Raw genomic sequence first — 11,764 nt, 5'->3', positions numbered from 1 at the left:
GGATTGAAGCATGGACAGGACGCCGAGTTCTATGGTTGCCAATCGCAAGATCGACCTGATCGACACGCGCCCGCGCTTTGTCGAAACGGACGCCATTCGTCTGAACAATCTGTTCCGGGGCAGCGATACGCAGGAAATGCTGCGTTCGGTGATCCGTGACGGACTGGCGGGCGATCTTGCAGTGGTTTCGAGCTTTGGCGCGGAAAGTGCTGTCCTGCTTCACCTTATTGCCGAAGTTGATCCTTCGGTCCCGGTGCTTTTTCTGGAAACGGGCAAGCACTTTGCGGAGACTGTGGCCTATCGCGATGAACTGATCGGGTTTCTGGGGATGACCAATCTCCAGATCATCGAGCCTGATGCAGAGGCGATTGCCAAGAAGGACGAAAATGGGCTGCGCTGGTCATGGGATCCTGATGGGTGCTGCGAAATCCGCAAGGTGGAGCCGCTGGCCAAGGCATTGCTGCACTTCGATGCGTCGCTGACCGGGCGCAAGGGCTTCCAGTCCAAGACGCGTTCGGGGCTGCCGCGCTTTGAAATCGACCATTCGGATGCGCAGGGACGGTTGAAGATCAACCCGCTGGCTTCGTGGGACAAGACTGCGCTTGAGGCCTATTTCGCCGAGCATGGGCTTCCGGCCCATCCGCTGGTGGCACAAGGTTATCCTTCGATCGGTTGCGCGCCCTGCACCAGCAAGGTGGCGGACGGTGAAGACCCGCGTTCTGGCCGGTGGAAAGGTTGGGACAAGACCGAGTGCGGCATTCATTCACCCACCGATAGCGCGGATGGTGCGGCCAAGCCGGGTGATGAACTGCCTCCGGGGTATGAACCGGTTTTCTGAGACGTTCCCATTTGCACAACACCCGTTCGTGTCGAGCGAAGTCGAGACACTTCGCGCGGTGTCTCGACTTCGCTCGACACGAACGGGGTAAAGGGTGGATGTCAGAATTTGCCAGCCTTGCTTAGGCTCTGCTAGGCCCTGCCCCAAGGTTGGGGGAACGGGCCGTTGGCATTGGATGCGCGCAGAATTGGGCTTTGGGTGGGGCCAATCGGCTTTACGGTAACGCAGTTGATAACCGCACCGGCCGGGATGCCCGATGCGGGATGGAGTGCGGCTGGGCTGGTCTGGTGGATGGCGGCGTGGTGGATGACCGAGGCTTTGCCGCTTTCGGCCACTGCATTTCTGCCGTTTCTGATCCTGCCGCTGACCGGCGTGGCCAATGCCACCAAGACCGCGAGTTCCTATTACTCGCCGATCATGTTCCTGTTCATTGGCGGGGCATTTCTCGCGCTGGCGATTGAGCGCACCGGGCTGCACAGGCGGCTGGCACTGTTCATCATGGGTCTGGCGGGTGCAAAGCCCGGACAACTGCTGATGGGCGTGATGATGGCAACGGCGGTACTGTCGAGCTTCATTTCGAACACTTCTACCGCCCTGATCATGATGCCGATGGCGATTGCCATGCTGCGCGCGGGTGGCGTCGAGGAAGGTGAGACAAAGGGCATGGCGGGGGCTTTGCCGATGGGCATTGCCTTTGCGGCGTCCATCGGCGGCCTTGCCACGCTGATCGGTACGCCGACCAACGCGATTGCGGCAGGCCTGATCGAGACAGCGCTGGGGACGCGCGTGACGTTCCTGCAATGGGCGCTCTACGGCGTGCCGATTGCGCTGCTGGCAGTGCCGCTGGCCGGGTGGATCATCGCGCGGGTGCAATGCCTGCATACCGACAGCTTTGATCCTGCGGCGGCACGGGCAGCGATTGCGCAGGCGACGCAATGGAGCGTGGCCGAGCGGCGACTGGTGCCAGTTGTGGTGTTGGCCTTCATCGCTTGGGTGTTTCAGCCGGTGATCGAAGGATGGTTTCCCGAGGGCGGCTTTACCGATGGGACAGTGGCGGCAATCGCGGGGCTGGTGCTGTTCGTTCTGCCCGATGGCACGGGCCGACCGATGCTGACATGGCCCGAAGCCAATCGCGCGCCGTGGGATGTGGTGCTGATGTTCGGCGGCGGGTTGGCCATGGCGATGGGCATGACCGAGAGCGGGCTGACCAAATGGATGGGCGAAATGCTGCTCCCCCTCGCCCATGTGCCGCTGCCGATCGTAGCATTGGTGCTGGTGGCGTTTGTGATCATCGTGACCGAGTTTGCCAGCAATATCGCGGCAGCCAGCGGTATCATGCCGGTGGTGGCGGCGCTGGTGGGCGCGCTGGGGGCGGACCCGATCCTGCTGGCCCTGCCCGCCGCCTTTGCCGCCACATGGGGCTTCATGCTGCCCGCCGGGACTGGGCCGAATGCTCTCGCTTGGGCGACGGGGCATTGTTCGATGCGGGCGATGGTCAAGGCCGGGTTTGCGTTGGACGTGGCGGGCGTGTTCTTGCTGGTTGGCGTGGTCTGGACGGTGACCGCGCTGCTCTGATAGGTTTTTATCCGTGCGCACCGAAGTAGTTTGCGATGGCGACTGCGACGCGGATGTTGAGGGCGTGGGCGCGTTCGATAGGGTCGATAAAGCGCGCGCGGATGGCGCCGTAGTCTTCGCCGCGATGATCGGGGTAGTCGGTTTCCTCGTCCACCGCGAAATCGGTGATTTCGGGTTCGATCACTGGATAGGCGCGGCGAAGCTGGGCCAGTGCATCGTCCACGCGCAGCGACAGGACCATTTCGAGCACATCATCACGACTGACATCGTTTGAACGCGCGAACGGCGGCACCTGCACCGCGCGGATGAACATGTGCATCAGCAGCGCGAGGCGCACCGATTGCAGCAGGCCGATGTTGCGGCGGTCCGAATCCTGCGCCGGATCGCGGCCAGCCTTGTGGCCGGGGACGAGGGAGAGCAGGCGGTGGAGCTTCATCCAGTCTACCCGCAGGCGCGAGGTCAGGCGGCGGAAGACCCCTGCCCTGTCGTCCTTGGTCAGATATTCGGCGAGCGCGAGGCAGGCGGATTCGAGCGCAGTTTCCGTGCCGCGATAGGGGCGGCTGGCCCAGTAGGCGGAGTTGAACAGTTCGCCGTGAGCGGCCACGGTCTTGACCGAGGCAAGGCCATTGGCGGCGCGCAGCAGGCGCACGAGCTGGTTGCCCCGGTCAGAACGGCCGAGCAATTCGGCAACCGATTCCATTTCCTCGCCCGCAGCCGTACCGGCCCCCGCGATCACGTTTACCGGATAGCCGATCTGTTGAAGGATAGCGTTGTGCGGGATGGCACGGATCTGGCGCAGGCTCATCGTGCGGTCCGCGCCGATATCGGACTGGCGGCGCGAGACGCGGCTGCCGGTGGTCTTGAGCAGACCGAGGCCGAATGCGGTCAACGCGCGGGAATAGGTTGCGCTTTCAAGGTGTTCGCGCTGAACGCGGCGGATCGAGCGGTAAAAATCGAGGCTGAGGTCGGTGCGATCGTAGAACGGGTCTTTGACGGTGAGGTCAAGGTCACCGGCTTCGGCCTCGGCGATGCGGGTGAGCGTGGCGAGCGCGAGTTCGTCGTTGCGGAAGAACAGGTAGCCGTCGCCGCCCTGAAAGCTGGCTTCGGGTTCGATGGTGACGCCCGCCTTGGCAAAGCGGCGGCGTGCCCAGCCGGACAGCGGCCATGTGAGGCGGTCGGCAAAGCCTGCCGGGTGCGCGCCGCGGCCCATCGATTCACCGTGGGTGTTGAAGATCAGCGCGGCGACATCGGTCAGGCCGTTGGCCTTCATGGCCTCGGCAAGTCGGCCCTGCAGGCGTTCGATGGCAAGCGCGGCGGGAAGCTGGCCCATGAAGCGGCCGGCGTCGGAAAACCCGGTCTGGATCGATACCCGTCCGCGCACGCGGGCGTAGCTGCGATAGGATTCCTCGGCCAGCAAGGCTTCGAGGAAGCGGCCGCCGTGTTCCAGCGCGGTTTCGGTTTCGAACAGCGGCGAGACATCGACTTTGCCTTCGATGCCGAACAGCTTGGCGAAATAGAGCGCGGCGAGCACGGTCTGCGGCTGTTCGCATTCGGCGATCAACATGCGGATGGGGGCATCGGAATCGATGTGCTGCAGCATCTTGACCATGACCAGGAACTGGCGCATTGCTGTGCTGGTCTCTATCGCCAGCGCGCCGAAGTTGACGCGCAGCGGCTGCACTTCGGCCAGCAGTTCGCGCAAGCGGGACAGTGCGCTCTTGCTGCCGAGATCCAGTGTGCCTTCAGGGTCGATCCGGCGGCGCAAGGCATTGAGAAGCTGAGAGGAGTTCACGCGAAAGTGAATCCAGCCGATGCCGAGGCCATCTGCCCGCATCGCAGCGGCGAGCGTGGCGAGCGCGACTGCTTTGTCGTCGGCAGTCTTCGCTTCGGTTTCCAGCGCTTCGATCAGCGGGGTGAGGCTGAGCAGTTTGGCGGGATTTTGAGCCGAAAGCCGGTTGGCGGCGGCGGAGAGCGCTTCGGTGCTGGACAGATCGGACGAGAACAGTTCGGCCATTTCCGCGGCGTGGGCTTGTGCAGCATCGAGCGTGGTGAGCAGGGCGTGTGCCTCGTCAATGGCGCGCAAGGACGCGGCGTAGCTGGCGAGGCGCTGCGCCTTTTCGCGCAGGCGGAAGGCGATGGAGGTGGTCCAGCCGATGTCTGTGCGGCCGTCCATATCGTAGCCGACCCAGGTGGCGAAACGGAACGGCAGCGGCCGGAAATCGAGCCACCGGCCCGGCCAGCGCTGGCGGGCGTAGCTGAGCAGCGTGGCGTTGATCCGGTCACGCGCCGTGGCGGCGCGCTGGATCGCATTGCACACTTCGACGTGTTCGAATTCCAGCGTGATCTTCGGCCCTTCGTGGGGGACGGTGCAAACGGTGGTGCTTTGAGGATCGTCGGTGAGCGCGGCGGTGGCGACGGCATCGGACTGAGCGGGCGAAAGCAGGAACGTGGGGTGCGCCGTGAACACCGCGTGGAGCAGCGGCTTTTCCCAACGCTGGCGAAATTCGGAGAATCCCGCCTCTTCGGGGTTCAGCGCTTCGATCCGTGCGAGGTTTTCCGGGACTTCGGTCGGCGCGACCAGCCGCTTGAGCCGCGCGGCGCGGCTTTGCAGCGCTTCGCATTCCAGTTCGGCAACGAGGCTGTCTATATCGTTCAGCGACAGATCGCCGCCTTCAAGCTGGCGCGACAGATCGTGGCTGAGCTGGAAGACAGGGTTGAACAGCGGCGTTTCGGCCGTCCGCTCATGGAGTTTCTGCAACCTGGCCTTGAGCTTGGCGACCGTCTTCATATCCGCTGTATTCCCCTGAATTCTCTACTTCCCTAGCGCAAAGGCTTCGCGCGCGGCGGCTTCTATCGCCGCTTCATCGGGCGTACCCTTGCCCACCACCCAGCTGCCACCGACGCACAGGACCGGATCGAAACCCAGCCATTCCGGCGCGGTGGCGGCAGTAATGCCGCCGGTGGGGCAGAATTTGCACTGGTGGAACGGTGCCGCCAACGCCTTTAATGCAGGAAGTCCGCCTGAAGTGGAGGCAGGGAAGAACTTGAAGTGCGTAAGGCCAAGGTCCAGCCCGCGCATGATATCGCCCGCGCTGGCCGTGCCGGGCAGGAACGGGATGCCTGAAGCGACGGCGGCTTTGCCAAGGTTTTCGGTCAGCCCCGGCGAGACGATGAACTCTGCGCCCGCGTCGATCGCGGCTTTCAATTCCTCAGGATTGGTGACGGTCCCCGCGCCGACAATCGCGCCGTCGACCGCTTTCATCGCGTGGATCACATCGAGCGCAGCAGCAGTGCGCAGCGTGACTTCAAGAACGCGAAGGCCGCCCTTGACCAAGGCGCGGGCGATGGGGAGCGCATGATCGACGTTCTCGACCACCAGAACCGGAATGACCGGCGCGGTGCGCATGATGGTTTCGATAGGCTTCATGGCGTCTCCCTCGCGCAGAACTGGCGCGCAATCCGTTGTGGATGCGGGCTTAACGCGAGTCAGACATATTGTGCACCTGCTAAGGCAGGGTGCATAGCTATTCTTGGGCCTCGATCACACTGCTGAACTGAACTGGCGGGCACCTGACCGATAGGCATCGAACACGGCGGCGATGGAGCGAGCATAGGCTTCGGTGCCGTGTTCCAGCGTGAGCATGGTGCCGTCCAACCGCGCAAGACCACGCGCAATGAAGGGTTCAAGCCGATCACGGTTGGTCGCGATGAGGTCTGCCGGGACCGCTGCCCTGCCCCGGCACAGCAGATCAGTGATGACCTCGCCCCGGTGGCGATCCTCGGCACTGCGCACAACGCCCTTGCGACCGGCAAGCTGATCGGCGCCGATCAACATGCGGTAACGGCCAGCGTTCTTCTCGGTCTGCACATAAAGGTCGGGAAACTCGCTGATCGAGGACGCACCAAGGCCGATGAGTACGGGAGACTGATCTTCGGTAAAGCCCTGAAAGTTGCGCCTTAGCGTCCCTGCACTTGCAGCGACTGCCAGATCATCGCCCGGAAGCGCAAAGTGATCGAATCCGACCGGCTGGTACCCTGCCTCGGTCAACCGCACATAACCTTCGGCGGCCATGCGGAAACGGACGCGCTGATCGGGCAATTCGCTGGCATCGATCCGCTGTTGGCGCGGGATCATATGGGGGACGTGGGCATAGCCGAACAACGCCACTCGGTCTGCACCCATGGCAACCGTCTGATCCAGCGTTTCAGCAAGAATCTCGTCGGTCTGAAACGGCAGGCCATACATGAGATCGAAGTTGATCGAATTGACGCCAGCCTTGCGCAGGCCTTCGGTGGCCCGTTCGATCATCTCGCGCGGTTGGATACGACCGATGGCGGCCTGCACACGCGGATCAAGCGTTTGCACGCCGAGGCTGGCCTTGATCACGCCAATGCCGCGGATAGCCATGAGCCAGTCAGCCGCCAGTGTGCGAGGATCGAGTTCGATTGACAGAACCGGGTCTTGCAGGCGGAAGTTGAGCGTCAGGCTATCGACCAGCCGCACGAAATCGGTCGGCTTGATCGCGTTCGGGCTGCCTCCGCCAAATGCGATGCGCGAGACTTTTACCGAAGGGTGCAAGTGGCGCGAAACCAGAGCGATCTCGTGATGCAGCGCTTCGAGGTATGCGGCGAGGCGTTGGGTCTTGTTGGCAGCACCGGTGTTGCAGCCGCAATACCAGCAGATTTCCCGGCAATAGGGGATATGCAGATAAAGCGAGACTGTACCGCGCACCTTGCGCAACGCTTCTGCCTGTCGTTCCTCGAAGCTCTCTTCGACAAATTCGGCGGCGGTGGGATAGCTGGTGTAGCGCGGCACCGGGCGCTCCAGCAATTCGGGCCAATAGGTCCATTTGCCGAGGACTTCGGGTCCGGTCATCACGTCAGCCGCCATCGGAATCGTCCTCGCCTTCATCGCTGTTTCCGCAACAGCTATCGGCGGCGAAGCGCTTGCGCATTGAGATATGACAAACCTTGCAGCAGGGCAGGTTTTTGCTGCCATCGTCCTTTCCCGGCACGCGCACCGGCACCATCCCGCCACTTCCGCCGCAAGATGCCACCATGATGTAGGCCGCGTTGGCAGGGCCGGGCGCGGCCATTTGCAGCACGGCGAGGGGCGCGAGGAAGCGGAGCGCGCGATGGCTCATGGCTTGTCCTCATCTTCGATCAGAATACGCGCCGCCGCGCCATCAAGGTCGCTGAATTGCCCGCGTTTGAGCGCCCAGAAGAACGCTGCCAGTCCGAACATGCCCATGCCGAGCGCGATGGGCAGCATGAAGGCCACGCCGTTCATTTGGCTTCTCGGACAAGGCGCAGCGAATTCGCTACGACAATCAGCGAGCTGGTGGACATGGCGGCTGCCGCAATCAGCGGAGTCACATGGCCCAGAATTGCGAGCGGTACGGCCAGCAGGTTGTACCCGATGGCCAGGACGAAATTCTGTCGGACAACGCGCATCGTCTGGCGCGAGACGCGGATGGCGCGGGGGATGGCGAGCAGCGAATCCGCCGTAAAGACCATATCTGCCGCCTGCCGCCCGACATCGCTGGCTGAACCCGGCGCGATGGAGGCATGGGCAGCGGCCAGTGCGGGACCATCGTTCAACCCGTCACCTGCCATCATCACTTTGCGCCCAGCGTTTTGCAGGCGCTGGATGGCCTCTTGCTTTTCTGCCGGAGAGGCCGCTGCCTGTGCGGTGAGGCACGTGGCGCGCGCAACGGCAGCCACGGCAGGAACCGAGTCCCCCGACAGGATCGAAGCTTCGACGCGAAGGTCCTTTAGCCGGGCAAGGGCCGCTTCGGCATCGGGACGCAAACGATCGGCAAAGGGGATTATGCGCACGGGATCGCCTTGGATGCGCAATGCAGTGGCCATGCCCTGTGCCGAGGCAGGGCGACCCAATGCAACGGAAAGACCATTCCAGCGTGCGGTGACGCCCTGCCCTGTTTCCTCCGCCACATCTTCGAGTGCGGCGGCGTGGATGCCGCGAGCACCCAGAGCCTGGGCGAGACCGAGCGACAGCGGGTGGCGGCTATAGCTGGCAAGGGCCAGTGCAACCGAGGCTTGAAACGGCGTGAGTGCGCCGAGCGCCACTTCATCGGGCACGGGACGCCCCAGCGTGAGTGTGCCGGTCTTGTCGATCAGGATGCGATCAACTTCGGCCATGCGTTCAAGCGCCGAGCCGTCCTTTACCAGCACGCCCTTTTTTAGCAGCGCCCCTGCTGCCACAACTTGTGCAACCGGCACGGCGAGCCCCAGCGCACAGGGGCATGTGATGATGAGCACTGCAATGGCAATGACCAGCGATTGATACCACCCTGCCCCGGCCATCATCCAACCGGCAAAGGTCAAAGCCGCCAGTGTGTGGACCGCAGGGGCGTAAAGGCGTGCGGCGCGGTCAGCGATGCGCACATATTTCGAGCGCGACTGGCCTGCCACTTCCATCAGGCGGGCGATTTCGGACAGTGCCGTATCTTGCCCGATGGCGGTGACGCGAACGTCCACCGGGGCATCAACATTGAGCGTGCCCGCGTGTACGAGCGTGCCGGGCGCTGCCTGCACAGGAGCGCTTTCCCCCGTCAGCAGCGAGAGGTCGAAGCGGGTCTGGCCGCGCAAGACTTCACCATCGGCTGCAAGACGCTCTCCGGCGGCAACGCGCATCAACATGCCGGGTTGGAGCGCTTTCGTATCGAGCCAGCGGGTAGCGCCGTCGGCTGCGACGACCATCGTGCCGGTGGCCACCTGCCGCAAAAGTGCGTCGACACCAGAGCGCGCGCGATCCCGCATCATCGCATCCAGCACACGCCCGGCGAGCAGGAACATCAGCAGCATCAGCACGCCATCGAACCACGCCTCGGCCCCGCCGGTCAGCGTTTCGTAGAACGACAGCCCGGTAGCGATGGTAACGCCGATCGAGATGGGCACATCCATGTTGGTTTTGCCGTGGCGAAGGACTTTCCACGCGGAGGCAAAGAACGGGCGTCCGGCATAAACGATGGCGGGCACGCCGATCAGCGCCGATACCCAATGGAAGAGCGACCGCGTTGTGCCATCTGCGCCGGACCAGACGCTGACCGACATCAGCATGACGTTCATGCAGGCGAAGGCGGCAACGCCGAGCGGGGCGAGCAAGGGTTTGACGGCTGAGACCGGTTCGGCCTCGATCTCGCGCGGCTGGGCATCGAAGCCGGTGGCAGCGAGTGCGGCGATGAGCACAGGCGTTTCAAGCCGAGGTGTGTGAACCACTTCAACCGTGCGAGCAGTGAGATTGGTTCGCGCGCTGGCGACACCTTCCACCGCGCTGAGCGCGCGCTCAACCTTGCCCATGCACCCGGCGCAATGCATTCCGGGAACAGCGAGCACAGTGTGGATGGTGTCGTCCGGGATAGCGAGATTTCTGGCAGGCGCGGTCATTGCGCTTCGCCCACCGTGCGCCAGATCTGGCCATCGGCCTCGACCATGACGTTCAGCCGCCAGCGACCCTGCTCCAGCGGGGCGCTGTAGGTGCCGGGAGCGGTTTCATGAAGAACCAGCGCGGTCGTAGGGCGCTGGCCGAGTGGATGTTCTGCAACAGCCGTCACCTTGGCCGCCGCAATAGGCTTACCCGCACTGTCGGTCAGCGCAATTGTCGCGCGGTTCATAGGATCGCGCGCAATCTGGCCTTTCCAGCCAAGCGCCTTTTCAGCACGAGCCTCTTTGAGCCAGCCGTTGAACTGCTGGCTGGCGACATAAGAATTGTCGACGACAACCCCGCCGAAAGTCGAACTGGCAAGGCGGGCCATCAGAACATTGACGGCGACCACTACAGCGAAGAACGAGACGAGGATCACTGCCATCGTGCGGCCGGTGAACGGGCGATTCTTACGGCTCAGCTGGGTCATTGGCCGTTTCCTTCTGCTGTGGTGAACGTCGTTTCGCTGCGATCCGCGCCGCCTTCCTTGTCGGTGGCGTTAAGGACGAAGGCGAATTCGGCAGGTTTTGCCCCACGCGGACGCACCGCATAGACGCGCACAGGCTTGGTGGTGTCAGCGGGCACTTCGATGGTCAGCACGCGCTTGGCAGCGGCGGCGTCCATCTCGTCAGTGAACATGGCGCCGCCTTCGAGGCCTTCCAGCGCGACAGTGAATGTGCGCGGGCGCGCTTCCATGTTGCGCAGCTTGAGTGTGTAAGCATTGCGGATATGCCCGTCGGACAGCATCACGTATTCAGGGTTGCGATCCTTGGCGACCGAAATGTCGAGCCGGGCACGCTGGCCGAGCATGAACAGCAGGGCAAGGCCGATGCCGCTCCAAACGCCGAGGTAGACCAGTGTGCGCGGGCGGAAGATCGTCTTGAGCAGCGGCGTGGGTTCTTCCCCGCGCTTTTCCTTCTCGGCATCGTCAAGCGTACAGTAATCGATCAGCCCGCGTGGGCGGCCCACATCGGCCATCGCCTTGTCGCAAGCGTCGATGCACAGCGCGCAGGTGATGCAGCCGATCTGCGGTCCTTCGCGGATGTCGATGCCGGTGGGGCAGACAGCGACGCACTGCATACAGTCGATGCAGTCACCTAGCGGGGTGGCGGCCTTGAGCGCGGACTTGACCGAGCCACGCGGCTCTCCACGCCAGTCCTTGTAGGTGACGACAAGGCTCTTTTCATCGAGCATCGCGGTCTGGATGCGCGGCCAGGGGCACATGTAGATGCACACCTGTTCGCGCATGAAGCCGCCGAAGATCAGCGTGGTCATCGTCAGCACGAAGGTGGTGGCATAGGCGACTGGCGCGGCCGTGCCGGTCCAGAATTCGTATTGCAGCGTGGGTGCATCGGCGAAGTAGAATATCCACGCGCCGCCGGTCAGGAAGCTGATCGTGAGGTAGAGGCTCCATTTGAGCGCGCGCTTGGCGATCTTCTGTGCAGTCCACGGCGCTTTCTGCAGGCGCAGCTGCGCGTTGCGGTCTCCATCAACGAGCCGGTCAACATGCTGGAAAAGGTCGGTCCACACCGTCTGCGGGCAGGCATAGCCACACCACGCGCGGCCCACTGCCGATGTGACCAGGAACAGACCGATGCCCGCCATAATGAGCAACCCGGCGACGAAATAGAATTCGTGCGGCCAGATTTCGATGTCGAACATGAAGAAGCGACGGTTGCCCAGATCAATCAGCACCGCCTGATCGGGAGCATAGGGGCCGCGGTCCCAGCGGATCCACGGTGTGCCCCAGTAGATGAGGAGGCACACAGCCATGACCAGCCACTTGAAGCGCCGGAACGCTCCATCGATGGCCTTTGGGAAAACCGACTTGCGCTTTGCGTAGAGGCCGATCTCGTTCGAATGGTCCGCGCTGAGTTTGGGATCGTGCGCAGTCATGACCGTGT

Annotated in this window: 10 protein-coding genes; 2 read left to right on the top strand and 8 right to left on the bottom strand. The window is 63.2% G+C overall.

Annotation, left to right across the window (positions count from 1 at the left end):
• Positions 1 to 31 precede the first annotated feature (31 nt).
• Together B7X90_RS02475 and B7X90_RS02470 are read left to right on the top strand one after the other, a co-directional pair.
• On the top strand, positions 32 to 838 hold the full coding sequence (locus tag B7X90_RS02475; RefSeq protein ID WP_292621371.1) for a phosphoadenylyl-sulfate reductase: 807 nt from the start codon (positions 32 to 34) through the stop codon (positions 836 to 838).
• Between the two features lie 171 nt (positions 839 to 1,009).
• Positions 1,010 to 2,413, top strand: a complete 1,404-nt coding sequence (locus B7X90_RS02470; RefSeq protein ID WP_292621375.1) for a DASS family sodium-coupled anion symporter — start codon at positions 1,010 to 1,012, stop codon at positions 2,411 to 2,413.
• A 7-nt stretch (positions 2,414 to 2,420) separates the two neighbouring features.
• Here the strand turns inward: B7X90_RS02470 and B7X90_RS02465 are convergent, their stop codons facing one another.
• The 8 genes from B7X90_RS02465 to ccoG all read right to left on the bottom strand — a co-directional run bounded on the left by B7X90_RS02465 (position 2,421) and on the right by ccoG (position 11,756).
• A complete protein-coding gene (locus B7X90_RS02465; RefSeq protein ID WP_292621369.1) occupies positions 2,421 to 5,201 on the bottom strand; it encodes a phosphoenolpyruvate carboxylase in 2,781 nt (926 codons plus the stop codon).
• Between the two features lie 24 nt (positions 5,202 to 5,225).
• On the bottom strand, positions 5,226 to 5,840 hold the full coding sequence (gene eda, locus B7X90_RS02460) for a bifunctional 4-hydroxy-2-oxoglutarate aldolase/2-dehydro-3-deoxy-phosphogluconate aldolase (protein ID WP_292621368.1): 615 nt from the start codon (positions 5,838 to 5,840) through the stop codon (positions 5,226 to 5,228).
• A gap of 114 nt (positions 5,841 to 5,954) precedes the next feature.
• Entirely contained in the window at positions 5,955 to 7,304 is a 1,350-nt protein-coding gene (hemN, locus tag B7X90_RS02455) for an oxygen-independent coproporphyrinogen III oxidase (RefSeq protein WP_292621366.1), read from the bottom strand.
• Positions 7,294 to 7,557 (bottom strand): hypothetical protein, encoded by a 264-nt coding sequence (locus B7X90_RS02450; RefSeq protein ID WP_292621365.1) that lies wholly within the window; start codon positions 7,555 to 7,557, stop codon positions 7,294 to 7,296. The genes hemN and B7X90_RS02450 overlap by 11 nt, the downstream gene beginning before the upstream one ends.
• Positions 7,554 to 7,703 (bottom strand): cbb3-type cytochrome oxidase assembly protein CcoS, encoded by a 150-nt coding sequence (gene ccoS / locus B7X90_RS02445; RefSeq protein WP_292621363.1) that lies wholly within the window; start codon positions 7,701 to 7,703, stop codon positions 7,554 to 7,556. The genes B7X90_RS02450 and ccoS overlap by 4 nt, the downstream gene beginning before the upstream one ends.
• Positions 7,700 to 9,823 (bottom strand): heavy metal translocating P-type ATPase, encoded by a 2,124-nt coding sequence (locus B7X90_RS02440; protein WP_292621361.1) that lies wholly within the window; start codon positions 9,821 to 9,823, stop codon positions 7,700 to 7,702. The genes ccoS and B7X90_RS02440 overlap by 4 nt, the downstream gene beginning before the upstream one ends.
• Entirely contained in the window at positions 9,820 to 10,290 is a 471-nt protein-coding gene (locus tag B7X90_RS02435; RefSeq protein WP_292621360.1) for a FixH family protein, read from the bottom strand. The genes B7X90_RS02440 and B7X90_RS02435 overlap by 4 nt, the downstream gene beginning before the upstream one ends.
• Positions 10,287 to 11,756 (bottom strand): cytochrome c oxidase accessory protein CcoG, encoded by a 1,470-nt coding sequence (ccoG, locus tag B7X90_RS02430; RefSeq protein ID WP_292621359.1) that lies wholly within the window; start codon positions 11,754 to 11,756, stop codon positions 10,287 to 10,289. The genes B7X90_RS02435 and ccoG overlap by 4 nt, the downstream gene beginning before the upstream one ends.
• Positions 11,757 to 11,764 lie beyond the last annotated feature (8 nt).

It is taken from the genome of Novosphingobium sp. 17-62-19, from assembly GCF_002256775.1.
Taxonomy (GTDB): domain Bacteria; phylum Pseudomonadota; class Alphaproteobacteria; order Sphingomonadales; family Sphingomonadaceae; genus Novosphingobium.
The sequence above is the reverse complement of the archived record's forward strand: the minus strand, read 5'-3'. Positions and strand labels throughout refer to the sequence as shown.